Here is a 20395-nt window from a genome sequence, read left to right as displayed (position 1 = left end):
TGTATTTAATTATGACAGAAAGGGATGATTTTTCAACTGTTAAATTGCCACAGGATTATTCGGAAAGCCGACTCTTCCTCTCCTTCTTTATTCCCCGGCATGCGAGCCAGAATCACATTCAGAATTTCATCTTCATATTCAGCACGGATTTTCCAGAACCATGTTGTCGTTCCCAGGTATTGCTTAATCCGCAAATAGTTTCCATCGACGTTGAGAATCTCATCGAGTCGCGCTGATTCTATTTCCATAGCTGATCTTTCCGCTTTCAGTATGTCAAGATAATCAGATGCCCTCTCATGCCTCTCTTCTCCATAGGGATAATAGAGAACAGCTTTCAGAATATCTTCATCGGCAAAGTTTACATTTATCAATGGTTCTATATTGATCAGAGGGTAAAGATCTTTCCTGCTCTGCCCGAGAATTCGATTCATTTCCGCTTGATCTGCCATTTCCTGCGATGCAATCAAGGTTTGTATTTCCGATAGAAAGATATGGGATCCTCCTTCATCGACCCTGATTTCAAAAATCTTTTTCAGAGAATCCTCGTAAGTCACATTGAGATTTGCATAGGAATAAACAGTGAAATACTTATCCAGATCCTCTTCGCTGAAGAACTCACCATAACCTGACATAAGATCTTCTGAAAACCCCTCTTCACCGCGATATTGCTTGAGATCTTCAGGACTCATTCCATTAATCATCATCGAAGCGAAGTCACTTTTTTCCAGCATTTTCGTGCGGACAAAATTCAGATTGAACCGGCTTGATACATCTTCAAGAACAATTTCGGGTTCAGTGCTGTCTCGATTTTCTATCCAGGACCAGACAGGATCATTCGGTGAATCGGCATCCGGTGTGGGATCAGTTTTCAAGTGAGAGATAACTTCAACAACAGACTCTTCCAGAATTCTCTTTGTGGCATATCTTCTATCGTATTTTTCCAAACCGGAACTCAACATTCGCGAGTATACCATCAACCCCAGCGCCAATGCTGAAAGGAACAATATCAGAATCAATACGCTGACTGAAGTATACCCTCCATCGGACTTATTCATCGGCGGTGATTCCGGATAAGGGGTACTTTCCGTATGGCGCTTTTATCATAATGTCTTTTCCGCTTACGGTATGAAGATGAATCTCGGCATAGGACTCCGTCTGTTTCAGATCGGCAAAGCTTAAATTAAGAAAGGAAATCTTCTCCGCGCCCCTTTCAATGATCAGCAGATTTTCCTCCTGAAAAACGCCATCATATTCTTCAAATCCCGATTCATAATAAGGTAGACCGATTTTGCCGATTTCTTCGCGGAAAAGGTATTCAAAAAAAGCTATTTCGGAATTCTCTCTATTTCTGATGCGTATTTTTTCAGCGAATGACATTCCGCGGCTGATTCCGGCCCAGAGAACAAACCCCGATAGTGAAATAATGGCGATTGCGACCAGAACTTCTACAAAAGTATATCCATCATCATTAGATAGTGCTTTGAATAAGTTCATTTCTATCCTTAATCCCGTTCAATATTTTCTCTTCAGATCTGACTGAGAAGTCTGCTGCTGTTCTCATAGCTCCGAAAACAGCGGTAAAGCCTATGGAGATTATGATCAAAGCAAGGAGTACATCAATTAATATATATCCGCTCTCAATCTTCCCAGGAGCTGAGGTCTTTCGCATTACCTTCACCACCTTCAAGACCGTCGGAACCGAATGACCGAAGACCGAAAGGAAGACCATTAGGTCCCGGAACCGTATAATCGTAATCATTGCCCCAGGGATCCTGTCCGGGCTTTTTCATCAGATAAGGTCCATCCCATCCTTCAGAGTCCGATGAGGGCTTTTCCCATAGGGCATTCAACCCCTGATCCTCTGAGGGGAAAGTCCGGCAATCGAGATAATATGTACTCAAGGCAAGAGCATAGTTTTCTATATCGCTTTTAGCCGTAACGACTTTAGCCCTGTCAAGATACCTGAAAGCGACGAATCCCACGGAAGATGTGAGGATAAGCACAATACCGATAACAATAATAGTTTCGATAAATGTCCATCCCCCTTCGGGATCTCTTTTGTCTTCATCAATTCTACTGAACAATAAATCAAAAAACTTCATTCCTGCTCCAACTCCTCTATTCTCATTTTTACATCACCATCATCTATCAGCAGCAAATACTCCTGCAAAGCTTCCTTCGCCTTATTAAAATCAAGATATTGGTATTGATAAATATCGCCTTTAAAAAGGAAAACCGCTGGAAACCGGAACCCCTGCTCCTCAATCATTTCCAGAAAGGTCAGAGCCTTTTCATAATCCCCCGATCTGTATTGGAAAATTGCTTCGGTATACAGATGATGAGGATTCCGGTCATTAATCAGCGAAGAGCGATCCAGCGCTTCCCGGCACTTCCCCTTTTGCCCCATCTCAAGATATTCAGCGGCCAGTCCCAGAATCTGCTCCTGGGAAAACATTTTAAGATAGAGCACTTCAGTACGGGACGTGTATTCGATTTGAGTTGAAAGCCTCTCGTATCCTCTTTTCACGGCTTCGATTTTATATGCCCCCCGGTCCAGTCCGGGAAGCGTAAAACGCCCGTTAATATCCGTTTCCACGGAAAACAGGAATTCTTCACCGCTTTCACCAATGCGATAAGCATTAATCAGAACCCGCTCGCATGGCCTGTTGTCGCTGTCATATATCATACCGGGCAAGTTGGAGGATTCGAATAGATACTGATCTTCATTTGACTTGCAAGCCAGAAGGATAAGTACTGCCGATACGATGAAAAGCGTTTTTCTGCTCATTATTTCCTTACCTTATATATAGTTTCATTGTATTTCAAAAGAAAATAATCACCTTCGTCAGAAAGGAATTCCCACAGTCCATTTTCAGCTCCAGGCGATAAATCATACATTCTCCCGGTGGATTTATCCTTGAAGAACCAGGATCTCTCTCCATTCCTGACGACTGATGAAACAAACAGCATGGAGTTTATAAATTGCGGGCCTTCCGGAACCGGTTCAGGTTGCAGGATTTCCGGTTTTGCAGTCGTTTCGGCCGGTCTCTCATCGGGAAAATGTATCGAGAGCGCCCCGGGAGAAAGGGTTCCGGGAATCTCATTGATTTCCGGGAGGAAATTCTCAAGCTGTTTCTCTTCTTCTGAATCATTTGCCGGAAGTTCATAGGATTCGGGCAATAAAAAAACTGAGGTCACAGCTGCAGCCAGAAGCGCTATTAGTATTCTATTGAAGATTCTACTCATACACCGCCTGTCCTATACGGAAGGTAGAGCTGATTCCTTCGTTTCTGTTCGTTACAGCCAAATAGGGTACCTTATAATAACGGCTCTTGCTCCCCAGATCTTTGAGAAACGAAAAGAAAGAGTAAGGACCGGATTCGACGGTAAACTCCAGCAGAACCTCATCTTTCATTTCAAGAGTCTTGTATTGAACGATTTCAACTCCTCTGTATTCGAGCATGGCAATTATTTCCAGTCCCAGCGTATAGGGATCTTCTTCCTCGACAGAAAAGAACATTCCCCTCTCCCCGTCGACAAGCTCTCTCAATGAAAGAAGCGTCCCGTCCGGTATGATCAAACGTTTCTTACGGACTTTACTGAGCTGTTGTTCAAGAAGAGATGATTCAGACAGGCTTCGATCCCTCCTGTCTTTAAGAACAACCAGATTCACAACAGAAAGTGATAATATCAAAGCGAAATAAAGAATGACAAGCAGAACCTTTCTCTCTTTATTCATCATGATAGACTCCCGTCAAAGAGAATGTTTCACGACTGGAATTCTCCAAAGCTTTAACCTGGTAAGGAACGACGTGGGAAAAGTGACCGTTGTTCTGAAATTTTTCCATTTTCCCCAAAGGGTTAAGACCCACGCCATTCAATTGAAAACTGTTTCCTTTCAGTACAAGGCTCTCTATGACGACATCCCGCCCCAGCGATGATGATAGCTCGCTTAAAAACCGGTTAATATTAAGAGGCCGGGAATCCTTCAGTTCCTGATATTCGTTCATTAATTTTCCGTATTCTTCTTCGGAACCGGAATACCTGGCATTATCAAGGATAAGACTCTGTATCTCTTTCTTTAATGTCCGATTATATTCTTCATCCGATTTCACCTGTCTGTAAAAAAGGAACTGCGGTATTATCAGTAGCAGACCTAAAATCAGGAGATTCGAAAGAAAGTATTTCTTTTTCTTTTTTTTACGGAAGAGCGGCTCTATTTTGTTTAAAGTTGATAAGGAAGGCTCAACAAAGGCGATACCTTCTTCTTTTAATGAGGCTTCCCTTTCCGATGAATAATCAAGAGAACGAGACTCTACAAAATGATCATTCTCATAGCAGAACAATTCAATTCGCCCATCCAGGATGATACCATAGTACCCATCCTTTTCTGAGATGGATGCAAAGAAATGCCAGGGAGAATAAAAAAGAAACTCATTCCCTTCCGGATCTGACAAAGAATCAATTTTTTGTTTTGATGCGAAAAAAACGACGGCTTTATCATTTTCTCTCACATAATCGATATAAAGATCATCTGCGGATCCGGGATAGAAAGCGGCCAGCTTATGCCTGATGACCTGGCCCGTCTCCTCTGCTCCAAGCGGAGGAATATCCATAATTCTGACGGAACAGATATTTGAACTGAGAATCCGGATTTTCCTTTTCATATGCCCGCTCCGAATATTCCGAACAGCGGAACGACAAAGAGAATCACGAAAAGAATCATGAATCCGCCCATGAGAAGTATGAGAGCCGGTTCAATCAAAACCATAATGCGCGATGTTCTTTTGTCCAGCTCGCCTTGAAAATAGGTCTTCAACTGCGAGAAGACTGCTCCCACATCTCCCGAAGCTTCGCCCACTCCTACCCACAGAGCAATGCGTTCAGGCCATACCTTTTCACGGGAAAAAGCATCGGAGAGCTTCATGCCTTTGACAATATTGTTACCTATTCTGTTCAAGGCTTCATTGAGCACGGAATTGGCTATAACGGCTCGACATTCCCTTATAGCAGACTCTATAGGAAAACCGCTTGAAGTCAGCACTTCCAGGGAAAATGTAAGATTAAGGCAGGATCTGAGAAGCGAAATGTTTCCGGCAATCGGAATCCTGAGAAAGATTTTATCAGCCATAAAACGCGCAGGTCCCGAAGTCTTTGATGCCGCAATCAAAGAGATTACAAGGATCATAAAAATGGTCATCGGAATAAGAAACGCCAACATCATCAGCTGAAACCGGGTGAATACCAGATCCAGAGACTGTCCGGAGAAACTGTTTTTCAAACGGGGAAAAATAAAAAAGAAAATGACGATCATGAATAGAAGCAGGACAATAATAACCATGAGCGGGTAAATCAAAGCGCCTCTGATTTTTTCCTTCATAGCTTTTTCATCATTTAAATATCCCGAAAGCTTTACAAAGATACTGTCCATCGAGCCGGTCTGATCCCCGATCCTCACCATCCCCCTGTAAAGAGGAGAAAAATCAGAGCCGAGGCTGTCCAGCGCATCAGGAAGGGATATCCCCTTGTTCAGGGCATCTGAGAGGGTTGATATCAACCGGCCGGTCTTTTTATCTCGAAAAGCCGATGCTGAAACTTTCAAAGCATCGCGAACCGTTAACCCCGATTTGAGCATTAGAGCCAGAGTGTCAGTAAAATCCAGAATGATTCTGGTCGAGAATATCCGCCTGGAAGAGCTTTTTTCCTCTTTGAAAGATATGAGATATAAGTTATCGCCCGACAGAATGCGGGATAAGGACTTCTCATCGGCAGCTTCTTTAAGGATTTCTCTTATATTTCCTTTTTCATCGGAAACCCTGCAGCGGTATAATGTCACAGCAATACCGCCTTTTCGACTTCTTTAATCGTAGTAAAACCTTCCGACGCTTTAATCAATCCATCTTTATAGAGAGCCGTCATACCCTTCCGGTTGAGATAATCCCGGATGTCCCCCGTAGGAACAGATGCGGTAATCATATCCTCCAGCTTCTCGTCGGAGAGAAATGTCTCGGAGATAACCAATCTTCCGGAAAAGCCGCTGTTTGAGCATTTCTCGCAACCGACAGGACGGTACAGCGTTTCCGCCTCGATATCCATTCGCTTCAGAAGCTGCTGTTCCAGGTGATCAGCAGAACTTTCCTCCCGGCAATGAACGCATAGCTTCCGGACAAGCCTCTGGGCTATGGCTCCGCGCAAAACACCGGACAGAAGGTAGGGTTCGACTCCCATATTTATCAGTCTGTGAAGAACGGAAACGGAATCGTTCGTATGAACGGTGCTGAAAACGAGATGCCCGGTCATGGAAGCTCTGACAGCCAGCTCGGCAGTCGCCCGGTCCCGGATTTCTCCGATCATGATGACATCGGGATCCTGTCGCAACACACGTCGAAGAATCGATTCAAAGGTCAGACCGATTTTTTCATTGGTCTGAATCTGATCGACTCCGTCTATCTCATATTCTACGGGGTCTTCGATCGTAATGATCTTAATCGCGGGATCATTTATTTCCCGTAATATGGAGTTCAGAGTGGTCGTTTTCCCTGAACCGGTCGGGCCGGTCATGAGAATAAGACCATGGGGCCTCCGATAAAGGGTGCCGATCAGCTCGATGGATTCCCGGCTGAACCCCAGTTCGCTCAAAGAGAGTAAACGGCTTCGTTTGTTAAGCAGTCTGAGGACAATGGATTCGCCGCCGGTAATCGGCACGACTGATACGCGAAGATCGACATCCTGACTATCCATTTTCACCGTGATCCTGCCATCCTGCGGCAATCGTCTCTCCATTATGTTCATGTTCGCCATGATCTTTATTCTTGAAGAAAGAGCGGGGAATATATTCTTTTCTACTTCCCGGTCCTTCAAGAGCAGACCGTCGACTCTGAATCGAACTGAAGCTCTTTCGGGAAAAGATTCGATATGAATATCCGAAGCGCCCTTGCCGATGGCGTCCATTATAATTGAATTGACCAGATTGATAACCGGCGCGTCATTAGCCAGCCTGTCCAGACTATGAGCATGGTCGCCATCCGGATTACCAGAGCCTGACAAACCGTTGTTGCCTGAATTATGTCTCGCCAGATAAGAGCTGATCTCTCCCTTTTCGAGATTCTGAAAGATGACTGGCTTGTCATGAAAATTCCGCAGATCCTCTTCCAGACGATCATTCTTCCCGGTCATTCCAATAATGACCTGATTATCGTTTTCAGAGAGTTTAATAACAGAATTCGTCTCAATATATTCCAGAGGATACTGTTGTTCCCCAGTGGGAAGCGGGAGGAAATCAACCAATCGGGACATAACTAACGCCTTATGAATCTGTCATAAAGGGATTCGATTTCCCGTCCGACCTGATCGGAGGAGTATTCGGGATATTCCAGATAGGGCACGATCGTCACGACCATTTCTGTATCCTGCCAGGATTCCACATCGGAACGAAACAGTTTGCCGAGCAAAGGTATGTCTCCGAAAAAGGGAGTTTTCTGTTTTCCGATTACCCGGTCCTTCTGCATCAGTCCGCCTATGATGACAGGTTTGCCTGATTGGGTTCTGATATGGGTGTTAACGCTCCGCTCAGTTGTAGTCGGAATGGATGATGAACTGGATGAAGACGTATCGTCGCGCTTGGAGATGGTCGTCTGCACGTCCATAGTTATCATTCCGTCGCCCGATGCCCATCCCTCGATTTCAACCATCAACCCTGATGTGATCTCTCTTGTCACTCCGGTTTTTGAGGTCTCTCCCGTATCAGCATCGACTTCAAGTTCCTGATATCGATATGTCTCGGTATTCTGGAAATTTGTAGACTCGCCGGAAAGAGCGTTCAATGTCGTATCGGCCATGACTTTCGATTCGGAATTTTCCATACTCCAGTTAAGATCCAATGCGAACTGATATCCGAACTGGCTTACGATATCGAAATTGAGATTTAAAACATTGCCCAATGATCCCAGAAGAGAAGTAGATGAGTCATCCGCTGTGACGGAATTGCCAAAGTTTATATCCCAGTTCTCCTTGTCGGCTTCCTGGATCTGCATAACCAGAACTTCATAGCGAATCTGCGGAGTCGGACGATCGAGAAGTTCGAGATCGCGCATTAATGCGTGATAACGGGTTTCGCTTCCTTTATAAAAGAGAATGTTAGGATTATTGGTCGCGATAAGCTCTTCCTTCCGAACGGAAGGCGGCGGATTTTCCAGAAGATCCTCACCTTTGATATACTTTAGTTCAATGGGAAAGCCGGGGCTGTTAACATCAATAAGTTCGAGAAATGTTTCCATTGCGACGATTTTCGCAGGAGGAAGCTGCATTATGAACGAATTACTGTCCTCAAGAATTTGAGGCTGGCTGAATAACATTTCCTTGGGAATCAAGCTGCTTATTGAAGCCGGCTCGATATGATTCAACTGGAACCTGTGATAGACCATATCCCTGTCTCTCGAATCGATCATGCTGACGAATTCCTCGATAGGAGCGACTTCCTCAAGAGTCCCGCTCAATATGAGCGCATTGTTGTTCTTATCGGTTTTTATATTCTGCGATGAACCGATAGACGTAGGAATAAGAGAGATGATTTCTGAAACGGCAGTTTGAGCCAGAGGCAGATATATAGTCGTATAAAACTTCTTCAGCACATCTTTTCTTTCAATATCGATAATATAATAGATTCCATCGATTACCTTGTAATCTCCATTCCCCTGCTGCAGCAGCAGGCGAAGCATTTGATCGAAGCTTTTACCGGTAAAATCGAAGCTCTCGATAATAGAATCGTTTCTTCCCAGAAAGGAATACTCGAATCCGGCCAGATTGAATAGCGAAGTCAAAGCTTCTCGAAACCTGATCTGCTCGAAGGAAGAACTGAAGAACTCACCTTCTCTGGAAAAAAGATCGGTTCTTCTTCCTCCTCGTGAACCATTGCTCTGGGGTGATTCCCGGCGGACATAAAAGAAACCGTTGTCCTTTTCCAAATGATAATCGGAGTATTTTCTGATTACGATATTGAGTATTTCTTCAGGGCTGAGATTATCACCATGAATAGAGATGTTTTCTCGAGGCAGAGCATCAAAGAGAATGGTCTGCCCGATCTGCCTGGATAGAGAGCGTATGATCAATTGAATATCTGTGTCTTCAGCATGAATGGAAATTGTCCCTTCCTCGGTACCCGAATCCAGTTTTATACGGGACACGTAATAGATGCCCTTATTTTCATAGTAATAATAGTTATATGTCGAAAGGAACAGCGATAAGGCCGTTTCAAATTCGATGTTATCAAAGTAATAGGAAGCCTGGCCGGTAACGGTTTCATCGGGAATAATGGAATGACCCGTACTTTGAGCGAGAACCATGAGAATGTCTGTTATTTCCTGATTCCTGAACTCGATAGAATCTATATGCTGGGCAAATAAAGCAAAACCGGCAAAGAAAAGAAGTAGCAGAAGTAAGGTAGATTTTTTATTATGCATTACATTCATCCGATGTTCCTATTATATAGGTATAAGTAAGGAAAGCAAAGCTCCAAAGCTTAAAAAAGGGGCATATGGAATTCTTGATTCTCTTCTCAATTTACCTGACTTAAGCATGATAACAGCAAAAACAAGAGCCGTCATTGAAGAAATAAATAACATGATCAGCCATTGTTCCAATCCCAGGGATATGGCAAGAAACCCAGAAAGGTAAGCATCGCCCAGACCGAGTTTTCCCCTAGTAAAATACCATATTCCAAAAAAGAGAAGGAATCCGGTCGCCAGCGTTGCCAATAGAGTTATTGCCGGAATATGAAAGTAAAAAACTTTCACAAAATAAAGTAGAATCACCGCGGGGAAAATAATACCCCGCGGGATTCTCTGGACTTTAATATCTATAATTGTAACTGGAATAATCACTGCTAAAGTTAACAGCAGATTAATGATCTCATAATTCATTTACTAGTAAAGTAATTATGGTTTTGGTAAAACTGTCCAGGGTAATTCTGCGACACCGGTAGTCCCGCTAATGTCTCCAGCAATCTGATCAAATGCATAAATCTTTGAATCGGAATAGTTGTAATAAAAAAACCAATCCTGAAAAGCATTGTATTGCCATGAAGACGTATCAGAAAAATGCTGAGTAATATCTGAAACAGTTAAATCATAAAAATCTGTATATCCACTTAAATCCGGTTGAGGATCGGGACTGATGAATTGATGAATAAATACGCCGCCGACTTCATCTCCATTGTCATCGGTGCCACAAAAATAATCGAGTTCCATTAATGCCATATCTCCATCCAGGAAGTAATATCCCTCAATGTATTTGTGATAATCTCCGGATTCACTTATTGGAACATCAGTAAATTTAAAATAAATAGCAACTTGACCATTAGTTATAGGATAATCTGGTGCTTTATAGGGATCATCAGTATCCTTTAGAACCATCAATTGTTCATAATTGTATAAACCGTTATCCAAATCCATTACTAGTTTAACAAAGCCAGACTTGTCTTCAAATGTTCCCTTCATTGTAATGAGATTAGACTGGGTGTCATAAATTGTAGAAACAGTCAGTTTGCTTCCCATAATTGTATAATCCAGAACTGAATCGGATGTTATCCCTAATTCATTGTCAGTAAAACCTAAAAGAAGTGGCGTAAACATTGTAATAAACTGTTCGCCCATCGAGACATCACTACTATTTAGAACTCTTGCAGTTCCTTCGGTAAAACCGAACTGAGGAACTATGGGGAGCTCTGGTGTGTTAACTGTGGGGTTGCTGCATGAAACCATTATAAATGAACCGATAAATAGAACGATTAAAAGGTTGATTGTTTTTTTCATAGATTCTCCAATAATACTATTTCTAAATAAATATGTTTTCTCTCACTGACAGTTAGAGAGAAACAATTTAATATTATACAATTTATTTTATGCGTTTGAGAAACCAGTTTTGCATTGGATTTCGAAAATGCATTTTTTTTTGATTCAATAATAATTACATGAATGAGTTTAATATTATCTTTTAGAAAACATTCATAAGTTAAAAATTGCTCTGTAGCCAAGTTCTGTTTTTAAATTAGCAGTAAAAAATACAACCCCAGTTTGGAAGCTGTATCGAAAAGCCATTTTCCCACCGGTTTGACTTTTAAATTGGGAAGCATATGATAATATTCAACATTCAAAATAAATGTTCCAGCATCGAATGACTGGAACATGAGACCCCTGAAGCCCGAAGCTATCCTGAGCCCGCGCATTACCGATAATGCTACCCCTCACCGATTTGAGGAGTAGGTAATTGAACCCTCTTGACTGTGCAAGAGTAAAACTGCATATGATCCGATGCCAGACGCTGGCTTTACAATTATCTATTAATTTCGGATTGTCTATTTCTAATATTCTTTATTCAATTCTTTCCCAAATAATAATTGAATAGTTCTCTGGACGATTTTCATCAGTACCATTTTGGGTTGGGTTACCTGAAGTTTTTGTTCCATAGTCATATGAAGAAATGAGTCCTGACCTAGAGGATGAATCCCCTCCATTAACTGCAATTTTGTCACCACCCGTACCATAATCATCAATAATACTATGGGAATGAGGTCCAATATATGTGCTATGTTTATGATTTAAAATCCCATCTTCTTGAAATACCTCAAATTGTTCAGATTTACCACCATTTGCACGGAAGAAAGCGCCATTATAATCAATAGAAATATCTTCCCATACTCCAGGAAAACCTAAATCCATCGGTGATTTTTTAAAAGGGAACTGTATGTATGTACTCCCTATTGGCCAAGAATATGAAGGAATTGAACTTATCAATAACCATTTATTGCTTAAATCATCCCAGAGTAGTTCAACACATTCACCTATATATACTTCTCCTACGACAGGAACATTTATTAGCTTATTGGACTCTGTCCCAATATTAGCAAATTCTAAATGATCACCAGCTATACAATCAGTTGGAATATAGGAAGTAACATCTACATCTCCCATTGTAGTATTTATTATATGCTGAAAGATTTTGGGTTGATTAATAATTCTAACAGTTTCTAGAGTACCAGAGATTTTCACATTCCCATCAACATCAAGTTTCTCTGATGGATCATTAACGTTGATACCGACATTTCCAGTTGGAGATATAGTCATTGCTTCTGATTGAGAATAAAGGTATGTCAAAAAAAACAGTAAGAAGAAGAGAGATATTAATTTTTTCATATTAAATCCTTTTTTTGTTCATAGATTGTGTATACAGATAATTAATTTTCGGAAATTTAAGCAATATATTAAATATTTAAACGATTATATATAATACTTTTATTCTTCCTTTTTATATTTACCATAGACTTTAGAAGATGTATATTAAAAAAACTTTCCTTCACGATTTATTTGTTGTAGATGCTAATTATTCCTAGTTGAGCTGCCCGAGGTTTCAGGGGCGAGCAGGAACGAAGTTCCGACCAGCCCGGCAAAATCGGTTTTGCTCTAACGCTATATTTTTTTGAAATTCATAATCGGAACTCAGCCTCGCTCATCGCAGCCACCGCCCCGAAGCTGTTCCGGCTGAATTCCTCCGGAACTGGTAATAACTCATTAAACTGACCCTGCAAAACAGATCACATCAACAATTCCGCCGGACCGGTCCACTTCCGATAAACCGGCCTTATAGATAAGTGGACCTGGAATTCAGCCTACTCGAGCCACTGCGGCTCGCGGGTTATACATTCAGGTTCTTTAAACCGCCAAAGCCGTCACCTGGCTGTCAGCTCAACCTTGGGTAGACAGAAAAGGATTCTCTGTCTACTTCGGGGCTCAGAGTGAGTCGTTTTACCAAGCCGGTCACGTAGACAGAAGATTGGAAAACACACCGGAACGGAGTCTCATAAAAATGAACTGTTACCATTTTCCCCGCCAGATTATTGTCGCAGGAACTGCGAATATAAGCTGGCCACCGCTCGGAAAATGAAATGAGATTTCACATCCCGCGCCGGTCAATCATAAAAATGCAATGAAATTGATACACCGAAAAAAATCCCAGTACCATCAGGTTCTGGGATTTCTCTCTCACGACCAATCACGCCGCCGAATTATAATACCCTGCAGGGGAACAGCAATATTTGTTATCGGGCGAGCTACTGCGAGCGGACCGCCGGCTTGCCGGCTGACGATAACTTCCTGAATATTCTGTTTAGTCCGCAGGACGACCTGCCGGATTTTCTATAACGGATCATAAGATGACAGATGAACCTGACAGTGATACTCGCCGGAAAGTTAAACCGGGGAATTGCTCTGCAGGTTATCCATGGTCTTATGCTAAAATTAAATCTCATCATTATTTACTTGGGTTTTCAAAGAACCATAATATGCTATTATTTTTTTGTTAAGAAGTAAATTAAGAATAAGAATCAAGGAGAATACTAAAAAAAGTAAGTTCAAATTGATACTTTTAGTTAACGTATCAATTTTAGGATTCAATAAAAATGTTTTTACTACATCAAAGACTCTAAAAAGGAAAAGAATAGAGAAAAAGATTATATTTAAGAAACGGCCCCAAGGTTTCTTTTTAAAATGAGAGACGAAACAAACCACTCCGAGAATCCCACCAGTAAAAGTTAATAAAATATCCCTAATCCAGGTCAGACTATGTTCATCGGTTTTTATCCAATTAAAAAAACCACCTACAGAAATAATTAAGAAAAAAATAGTCATCAGACCAGTTACAATAATTGTTACAGTTAATGCAGTAGGTTTTTTTTGCTTTATAGAATTTGACATATTATTTTATCCCTCTTTTTTTTCAACCGTATTTGAACCACTATCATAAGATGTTTGACTCGTATCTTTTTCTCCATCTATAACGGCATCTATAGTTTGACCGACTAAATCGACTACACCTGTCACTACACCCATAACTTTTCCCTCGTAGGCACGTTCTACTTGATTAGCCCTACTTGTAACTGGATTTGATTCGATTGCACCTTCTAATGCAGGAACCTTGTCCATTACTGTACTGTTTATTGGAGCTTTATCGCCCTCTAATATTCGTCGAGCAAAGACAGATCCTTCAGTGTATCCTGATGCTGCAAGGTTGCCGACTCCTTGCGCAACTTCAGTCAGATAACGACCATATCCTTTCGCTAAATTCTTAGCTACATCACCAACACTATTTGTATTTTTCCAATCATCTTTATTGATCAGATTGTTTTGAAACTGATCAATTTTGTTATTGATATTGTCTCTATACTTAAGAATTACATCAGATGATTTTTTAAAAATCCCGACTATAAAGTCACTTACAACTCCACTAGCTTCTAAACCCGTCGGATCGACCATACTCAGCGGATTATTGTTACAATATACATACCAATTCGTCCCATCCACGCCGCAGGCCCCAAAACGCGGTTCTACAGCACTTAGAGGTCGATTTTTAGCAACAGAAACCATCCGGCAGGGACTCCTTCGGGTCAGATTGTACCCCGGAAGCACCGGGGATAGCAATCAATTAAACTTCGTTCTTCATGGGGAGGAATCCCTCCCGATCCAGGCAGATCATGATTTCCCGCATCAGATAATTCTTTAGGAATGAAAGAACATAGGTCCGGGAATTCTCTTCAATGGGTTTCAAAAACTTCAAATCCCGGAGTCTCTTCACGGCTCTCGATAAGTAAACGGAATTCTGATCGGGAAATATCTCATTGAGATCGGAAGTCTTGAACTCCTGTTTCTCTGCCGCCTTGTTCAGGATCTTCAATTCTTCGGTGGTAATGATTTTCCTTTCTTTAAGCCCCTTGAGCGCTGGAAGAAGAATCTTCGATTTGACGAAATCAAACTCCAGAAGATTATCGATCTTGGAAATCTCATCATTCAAACCGCTCAAGACATACTCAACCCATGCGAGAATTCCCTCATCCGTTCCTTCATCGGCTCTCTGCAGGGCATCATAGTAGGCGTCACGGTCACTACAGAAAACAGCGGTGGGATTGAGGATTCTCCCGTTATCAACCTTGAATCCCATTTTAATCATCATGGCATAGGTCAGAAGCCGGACTGTCCGTCCGTTCCCGTTGTCGAAAGGGTGAATCCAGGTGAAACGGTGGTGAGCGATGGCGACTTTAATCAGGTCATACTTCTCCGGGTCCGGTTTGTTGATGAAAGCGATAAGTTCATCCATCAATTCATTGACCCGGAGGAAGTCCGGCGGAGTGTGCTTTGAATGATTGATCACGATGTTGGTGTTCCGGTACTGTCCCGGCGTCTGGCTTCCTTCCCGGTGAAGATCCTTTACCACCAGTTTGTGAAGTTCACAGACAAATGCCCTGTTGATCGGCGTCGTTTCGATGACCTCTTCAATGAAGGAAAGCGCGGCTTCATTGTTCTTGATCTCGGTAATGGCCTCGTCTTCATTTTCAGAATCTTCGATTTCCCGCTCCACATACTCGGCAATGGTCGTGTGGTTTCCCTCGATCCTGGCCGATCCGATACTCTCGAGAATATGGAAAATATGTTTGATCTGAAAGAAGATTTCCGGGTGTGTTGAACCGCCGAGCTGCCTTCTCCGAAGATAGTTAATGTCCATGATCAGATCCAAAACCCTCGAACCAAAGGAAGGGTCGACAATTCTTAGTTCATTTTCCTTTTCTTTCATTTACTTACCTTTACTACTTGCACGACGTAGCTACATTACTTATCACATTTCCTGGTTAATTGCTTTATGAATAGTAAAATAAAAAGTAAAAAGACTTTTTACTACTTGCACATTGTAACACAAGTACTTGCACCGTACTACATGATACTACAATGTCTCACCCTGCGGATAAATCTCATTCTCCCTCGGATGGTACATCCTGTGCATTCTCTTCAATCCCGTCACGACTTCTCTGGTGTAGGTCACCGTCGTTTCAAGTGACTCATGGCCCAGAAGTTCCTGGACAAAACGGATGTCAGCCCCGCCGGCTAACAGATGAGTGGCGCAGCTGTGCCGGAGGGAATGGGGAGAGACTCCTTCCTTCTCAATACCGGCCTGTTTCAGGTAATACTTCAAACGGTGCCGGACGGCGGTAGCGGCCAGTGTCCGCCCCTTGCTGTTTAAGAAAAGAGAATCGCTTTCTCCCGTGTTAAACCAGTTTCTCGCATGGGAAATCCAGTCCTGCAGGAACCGGCCAGCCACCTGGCCGACGGGAACAATCCTGTCCTTGTCTCCTTTTCCTTTCCTGATCAAAACCTCGCTGTGGGACAGATCCACATCTTCAACGGTCAGTTTCACGACCTCGCCGACTCTCATTCCCGTCACATACATTAACTCGAACAAAGCCCGGTCCCGTTTCCCGTAACCCGTCGCGGTCTCGATGGAACAGAGAAAGGCGTCCATCTCCTCTTCCGTCAGGATCACTTTGACTCCCGATTTCTCCTTGATGTACATCTCGGTTCTCGCCATAGGGTTTGTCAGGATCATGTCGTTCTTGTGCAAGGCCCTGAACAGATCGGCAGTCATGGCATGAGAGGTGATGATCGTTGAACTTGAGTATCCCTTTTCCTGCATGAACAGAAAGTACTCCTCGATCTCCTTGGAGGAGACCTCCCTCAAGTCCCTTCTGCCGATGGATTCCAGATAGGAAAGAAACCTGTTCAACTCGATACTCTTCCTTTTGATGGTTTCCGGTTTCAGTCCCCGTCCTTCAAGATGGTCTTCAAACAGCATTTCAATCTGTTCTTTCTGACTTATTTTCATTCTTTACGACCTCCTTTCCCGGGGGTGACAGGTTTCAATCACCGCCTTCAAATCCTCTTTCACAACACGGGTGTAGACTTCCGTCGTCCCGATCTTCTGGTGTCCGAGAAAGGCCTGAATCTCGCGAATCCCCGCGCCCGATCGGAGCAGATGGGTGGCAGCGCTGGCCCGGAAGGAATGGGACGTGATTGTCTTCAATCCCAGTCTCTCGCACTCTCTCTTGAGTTTGGCGTTGAGGATGCATCGGATTGCCGTCTTTCCCTGTTGGGGATAGAGAAATCCCTCGGCCCTATCCTTTTCGGTAGTCAGTTCACTCCGGACGGTCTTTACATACCTTCTCAATGCCCGGATGCTCGCCTCCGAGGTAGGAGACTTCCACCTCAATCCACCGTTTTTGAAGTCGGTGATCGTGATAACGGCAGAATCAAAGTCCACATCCGATTCCTTCAAGGCCGCCGCTTCGTTGACTCTCATGGCTGAACCGTAAAGCAGTTCCGCCAGCGAATAGGTCATGATGTCGGTCTTTCTGATGAGTGAAAAATTGTCCAAAAGCTTTCCCATCTCCTCGATGGAAAGAACATTCTTGGGCAGCCCCTTGCCGGTTTTCACCCCCTTCACATAGTAGAGAGGGCTTTGATAGATCATCCCTTTCTTTTCCAGAAACCGGTAAAAACTACGGAGATGATTCAATTTCCCGTTGATTGTGCTGTGAGCCAGATGTCTGTCCGATGTGATCAGGTGGTGTCGGTAATCATCGGCATCCTTTTCGGTGATGAACAGGAATCCCTCTCCGCCGTCGCCCAGGTAGTCGATAAACTCATTCACTCCGGCAATGTAATCCTTTACGGTTCTAACTCCTTTCAGAGTCAGATACCGTCTGTAGTCGTTTAATATGGTGTTTTTGGTTCTTTTTTCCACTTTCCCTCCCGAAATCCGTGCCCGCTTTGGTTAAATCACGGCAAAATAAGGAATTAAGATGCAAAAAGCGGGCAATGCCCGCTTTTGCCCGGTCGTGCCCGCTAAACCCGCTTTTTTAAAATTTTCTCGATAGCATCCGGCGTAGGAATCACCGAGACATCGACGACACCGATTTTCTCATCAGACCGGAGCCTGTAGGTGTTCCTCGAACCGGACCGGCCGCCGCCGGAAATCATCAAATATTCAAGTTCGACAAGCGTCCTCAAATGCTGTTTCACCCAGCTTTGGCCGAGGCCTGTGAACTCTCTGATCTGCCTCTGTGTAAAGCCCACTTCACTGACTTTCAGGTTCTGACTCTTCGCCTCGTCCTTCGCCATCTCCCTGATTGCCTCATAGAGTTTCTCGTCGGAAGGTGTAATCTCAAGGAGCATGGATTTGAGGAGGTTCTCGGTCATGATCCGGTAGGCGATCCCGTAGTCTTTCAGGTCGCACTCGATGTACTCAATCCTCTCGTTTCCCTCTTCATGGATCTTCACTTCTTTCTGATACTGCCGGAGAAAACAGACCGTGGCGATCAGATCGATAAAGCGGTCGTTGTCCCGCCGGGATCTCATCAGACGGGAGGGAAAGTCCAGGTGTTCGCCGTAGGGATTGACGATCATCTTCTTCTCCAGAAGCCTCTGGGCCGAAATATGTTTCTTCACAATCTCGGGGACTGTCTTTCTCTTCTCCGACGTTCTGTGAAGACTGTACTTCTGTCTCTGCCTCTCGTGAATCCTCACTGTCTGTTCGTCCGTTTCGTCGGCGTTCAGAAGGAAACAGCGGGAAGCGTTTTCCGGGTTCACTTCCGTGTTGGTCGAACTCATCACCGAGGCGACAATGACCTCCCGCTCCACTTTCTTCGAAACCATCTGCCCGGTCTTCTCGTCTTTGGTGGTGATCAGCCTCGAAAGCTGTCTGGCCGAGAGCATTTCCCGGATCTGATACTCAACGACATCCGAGTGAACGGCCTCTCCCATAACCAGGAACTTGTGAACCAGTCCTCCCTCTTCCACGTAGTTCAGAGCCTGGTCGCTCAAGGAACTGACCTGCAGAAGGTCCTCGGGAGGAATAAGACGGCTCACAGCGTCGACAAGCATGCTCTTTCCCGAAGCCGATTGAGAGAGCACCAGAATGGAGATGGGATCATCGAGTTTACGGGAAGTTGCCGCCAGATACATAAGAAGCTTGTTCAGGTCTTCCCCCACATAGCCGATGGTCTCAAGGTCCGAAACAATCTGATCGAAAAGGTCTTCCGACCGGAGGAACTCCAGACCGATTCTCTTCTCCTCTTCGGTCAGAGATGGAACAGAAGTTTCCTTTTCGGCCTGATTCAAAGCCTCATCCCGCATCTCTTCCAGATACTCGACAATCCTCATCAGGGACTTTTCGATCTTCTTCACTTCCAGAGAGAACCGGCTGGCCAGACTGACGGCGTAGGATGTTCTTGACCGGGAGGAATAGAGATCGACGTTGTCCAGAAAGACATCTTCTCCAAACTGGGAACGGATGTTGACCCGGAGATTGGAGATGAAAACCTCTTTGACTCCAAGCACCCTGTAGATAATCTGGTCGATTTCAAAGGTGTACTTGCCGTTTTCTCTGGTAACGTAGAAGTCAGGGCTCTTTCCCGGCGGATAGATAACATCGGCGGTTTCAAGGAGTCTTTTGATCTCATCTACAGAAGAACCTAAGGTGAGAAGCTCATTCCAGTCTTTCACCTCGGGAGGCGCTATCACTTTCACGGGGAATCCTTCTGCAAGGAGAGACTCGATGAGCTTCTCAGCAGCCGCTCTGCCGGAATCGTCATTGTCGAAGGCGATGGTCACAAGCTTCACTCTTTCAGAATGAAGCAACGACAGATGTTCTTCCGTAAATCCGTTGGCTCCGTAACAGGGGATGACGTTCTCGATCCCCATCTGGATCAGGGAAAGAGCATCGATGACCGATTCGGTGAGGATTACCTCTTCACGGTAAACCGCCGCCGCTTTCCGGTTCAAAAGACCGCGGTGCGGCCCTTTGAGATACAGGTGTTTGACCTTGGCTGTAGGGGAGATTTTCCGGCCATAGAGACCGACTGCCTTCCCGGCGGAATCGAGGAGAGGAATGACGACGCAATCCTTGAAAGACTCATAGCCTTTCTCGTTGAACACTCCGGCCTGTTTCAGCTCTTTAAACTGCTCATCGCTTACCATCGACCGCAATTTTCCCGAAGCGTAACCGCATCCGAACCGGGAAAGAACCTTGCGGTCTATCCCTCGTTGATCGAAATAGGAGACGGCCTCTTCCGAGGTGGAAAGAGACTTCCGGTAGAACTCCATAACCCTTTCCAGATCGACGCCTTCAAAGCTACCGCCCTCCGGTTGGTGAGACTCTGAAGGTACCGGCTCCGCCGGAACCTCCAAAGTCTTAGAAAAGGGAACAATAGAACCGTCGAACTCTTTCAGGTACTTCAAGGAGTCCTTGAAATCAATTCCTTCCATCTTCTGGACCAGATCGAAGATATCACCGGATTCTCCGCAGCCGAAACAGTTGTACAATCCTTTCCCCTGATCAATGGACAGGCTCGGCGTGTCGTCATCGTGCCAGGGACATTTTGCCATATGAGAACGGCCTTTCTTTTCATAGCTCACGCCGAAGGATGAGAAAAGAGAGAGAATATCGACCCTTTTCTTGATTTCATCCTTCTCAAACTCGTCGAGAAAGCCCGAGACTTTCAGGGTTTTCACCCCTCCTAATC

General features: G+C 44.1%; 19 protein-coding genes. All 19 read right to left on the bottom strand.

What is annotated here, in order from left to right; genetic code table 11:
• Positions 1–32: 32 nt before the first annotated feature.
• Positions 33–1055 carry a hypothetical protein gene (locus HNR50_RS00650; protein ID WP_184742388.1) on the bottom strand — a complete coding sequence of 341 codons (1023 nt, stop codon included), beginning with the start codon at positions 1053–1055 and terminating at the stop codon, positions 33–35.
• Complete coding sequence (locus HNR50_RS00645) at positions 1048–1494, bottom strand: prepilin-type N-terminal cleavage/methylation domain-containing protein (RefSeq protein ID WP_184742386.1); 447 nt, start codon at positions 1492–1494, stop codon at positions 1048–1050. Before HNR50_RS00645 ends, HNR50_RS00650 begins: the two co-directional genes overlap by 8 nt.
• Positions 1495–1637: 143 nt before the next feature.
• Positions 1638–2102 (bottom strand): type II secretion system major pseudopilin GspG, encoded by a 465-nt coding sequence (gene gspG / locus HNR50_RS00640; RefSeq protein WP_184742384.1) that lies wholly within the window; start codon positions 2100–2102, stop codon positions 1638–1640.
• On the bottom strand, positions 2099–2788 hold the full coding sequence (locus HNR50_RS00635) for a carboxypeptidase-like regulatory domain-containing protein (RefSeq protein WP_184742382.1): 690 nt from the start codon (positions 2786–2788) through the stop codon (positions 2099–2101). The genes gspG and HNR50_RS00635 overlap by 4 nt, the downstream gene beginning before the upstream one ends.
• Positions 2788–3246: a hypothetical protein gene (locus tag HNR50_RS00630; protein WP_184742380.1), complete on the bottom strand. Its 459-nt coding sequence runs from the start codon at positions 3244–3246 to the stop codon at positions 2788–2790. Before HNR50_RS00630 ends, HNR50_RS00635 begins: the two co-directional genes overlap by 1 nt.
• Complete coding sequence (locus HNR50_RS00625) at positions 3239–3742, bottom strand: hypothetical protein (protein ID WP_184742378.1); 504 nt, start codon at positions 3740–3742, stop codon at positions 3239–3241. Before HNR50_RS00625 ends, HNR50_RS00630 begins: the two co-directional genes overlap by 8 nt.
• Positions 3732–4667, bottom strand: coding sequence for a hypothetical protein (locus tag HNR50_RS00620; RefSeq protein WP_184742376.1), 936 nt, complete (start codon positions 4665–4667; stop codon positions 3732–3734). The genes HNR50_RS00625 and HNR50_RS00620 overlap by 11 nt, the downstream gene beginning before the upstream one ends.
• The gene (locus HNR50_RS00615; protein WP_184742374.1) at positions 4664–5836 is read right to left on the bottom strand and encodes a type II secretion system F family protein; all 1173 of its coding nucleotides are present in this window, start codon (positions 5834–5836) and stop codon (positions 4664–4666) included. Before HNR50_RS00615 ends, HNR50_RS00620 begins: the two co-directional genes overlap by 4 nt.
• On the bottom strand, positions 5833–7296 hold the full coding sequence (locus HNR50_RS00610) for a GspE/PulE family protein (protein WP_184742372.1): 1464 nt from the start codon (positions 7294–7296) through the stop codon (positions 5833–5835). Before HNR50_RS00610 ends, HNR50_RS00615 begins: the two co-directional genes overlap by 4 nt.
• Before the next feature lie 2 nt (positions 7297–7298).
• Positions 7299–9458, bottom strand: a complete 2160-nt coding sequence (locus HNR50_RS00605) for a hypothetical protein (RefSeq protein WP_184742370.1) — start codon at positions 9456–9458, stop codon at positions 7299–7301.
• 21 nt (positions 9459–9479) lie between these two features.
• Entirely contained in the window at positions 9480–9917 is a 438-nt protein-coding gene (locus HNR50_RS00600) for a prepilin peptidase (protein ID WP_184742368.1), read from the bottom strand.
• A 15-nt stretch (positions 9918–9932) separates the two neighbouring features.
• A complete protein-coding gene (locus tag HNR50_RS00595) occupies positions 9933–10808 on the bottom strand; it encodes a hypothetical protein (RefSeq protein WP_184742366.1) in 876 nt (291 codons plus the stop codon).
• A 558-nt stretch (positions 10809–11366) separates the two neighbouring features.
• A complete protein-coding gene (locus HNR50_RS00590) occupies positions 11367–12188 on the bottom strand; it encodes a hypothetical protein (protein ID WP_184742364.1) in 822 nt (273 codons plus the stop codon).
• Between the two features lie 1101 nt (positions 12189–13289).
• Entirely contained in the window at positions 13290–13745 is a 456-nt protein-coding gene (locus tag HNR50_RS00585) for a hypothetical protein (protein WP_184742362.1), read from the bottom strand.
• 6 nt (positions 13746–13751) lie between these two features.
• Positions 13752–14414: an RHS repeat-associated core domain-containing protein gene (locus HNR50_RS00580; protein WP_184742360.1), complete on the bottom strand. Its 663-nt coding sequence runs from the start codon at positions 14412–14414 to the stop codon at positions 13752–13754.
• Positions 14415–14472: 58 nt separating this feature from the next.
• Positions 14473–15615 carry a Fic family protein gene (locus HNR50_RS00575; RefSeq protein WP_184742358.1) on the bottom strand — a complete coding sequence of 381 codons (1143 nt, stop codon included), beginning with the start codon at positions 15613–15615 and terminating at the stop codon, positions 14473–14475.
• A gap of 147 nt (positions 15616–15762) precedes the next feature.
• Entirely contained in the window at positions 15763–16698 is a 936-nt protein-coding gene (locus tag HNR50_RS00570; RefSeq protein ID WP_184742356.1) for a tyrosine-type recombinase/integrase, read from the bottom strand.
• 3 nt (positions 16699–16701) lie between these two features.
• Positions 16702–17616, bottom strand: a complete 915-nt coding sequence (locus HNR50_RS00565; RefSeq protein WP_184742354.1) for a tyrosine-type recombinase/integrase — start codon at positions 17614–17616, stop codon at positions 16702–16704.
• Positions 17617–17717: 101 nt separating this feature from the next.
• Entirely contained in the window at positions 17718–20384 is a 2667-nt protein-coding gene (locus HNR50_RS00560) for a CHC2 zinc finger domain-containing protein (RefSeq protein ID WP_184742352.1), read from the bottom strand.
• Positions 20385–20395 lie beyond the last annotated feature (11 nt).

This window comes from Spirochaeta isovalerica, from assembly GCF_014207565.1.
GTDB classification, from domain to species: domain Bacteria; phylum Spirochaetota; class Spirochaetia; order DSM-2461; family DSM-2461; genus Spirochaeta_F; species Spirochaeta_F isovalerica.
The sequence above is the reverse complement of the archived record's forward strand: the minus strand, read 5'-3'. Positions and strand labels throughout refer to the sequence as shown.

Coding starts and splice junctions, on each gene's coding strand:
- HNR50_RS00650 (WP_184742388.1), bottom strand. CDS start 1,055: ATGAATAAGTCCGATGGAGGGTATACTTCAGTCAGCGTATTGATTCTG.
- HNR50_RS00645 (WP_184742386.1), bottom strand. CDS start 1,494: ATGAACTTATTCAAAGCACTATCTAATGATGATGGATATACTTTTGTA.
- gspG (WP_184742384.1), bottom strand. CDS start 2,102: ATGAAGTTTTTTGATTTATTGTTCAGTAGAATTGATGAAGACAAAAGA.
- HNR50_RS00635 (WP_184742382.1), bottom strand. CDS start 2,788: ATGAGCAGAAAAACGCTTTTCATCGTATCGGCAGTACTTATCCTTCTG.
- HNR50_RS00630 (WP_184742380.1), bottom strand. CDS start 3,246: ATGAGTAGAATCTTCAATAGAATACTAATAGCGCTTCTGGCTGCAGCT.
- HNR50_RS00625 (WP_184742378.1), bottom strand. CDS start 3,742: ATGATGAATAAAGAGAGAAAGGTTCTGCTTGTCATTCTTTATTTCGCT.
- HNR50_RS00620 (WP_184742376.1), bottom strand. CDS start 4,667: ATGAAAAGGAAAATCCGGATTCTCAGTTCAAATATCTGTTCCGTCAGA.
- HNR50_RS00610 (WP_184742372.1), bottom strand. CDS start 7,296: ATGTCCCGATTGGTTGATTTCCTCCCGCTTCCCACTGGGGAACAACAG.
- HNR50_RS00605 (WP_184742370.1), bottom strand. CDS start 9,458: ATGCATAATAAAAAATCTACCTTACTTCTGCTACTTCTTTTCTTTGCC.
- HNR50_RS00600 (WP_184742368.1), bottom strand. CDS start 9,917: ATGAATTATGAGATCATTAATCTGCTGTTAACTTTAGCAGTGATTATT.
- HNR50_RS00595 (WP_184742366.1), bottom strand. CDS start 10,808: ATGAAAAAAACAATCAACCTTTTAATCGTTCTATTTATCGGTTCATTT.
- HNR50_RS00590 (WP_184742364.1), bottom strand. CDS start 12,188: ATGAAAAAATTAATATCTCTCTTCTTCTTACTGTTTTTTTTGACATAC.
- HNR50_RS00585 (WP_184742362.1), bottom strand. CDS start 13,745: ATGTCAAATTCTATAAAGCAAAAAAAACCTACTGCATTAACTGTAACA.
- HNR50_RS00580 (WP_184742360.1), bottom strand. CDS start 14,414: ATGGTTTCTGTTGCTAAAAATCGACCTCTAAGTGCTGTAGAACCGCGT.
- HNR50_RS00575 (WP_184742358.1), bottom strand. CDS start 15,615: ATGAAAGAAAAGGAAAATGAACTAAGAATTGTCGACCCTTCCTTTGGT.
- HNR50_RS00570 (WP_184742356.1), bottom strand. CDS start 16,698: ATGAAAATAAGTCAGAAAGAACAGATTGAAATGCTGTTTGAAGACCAT.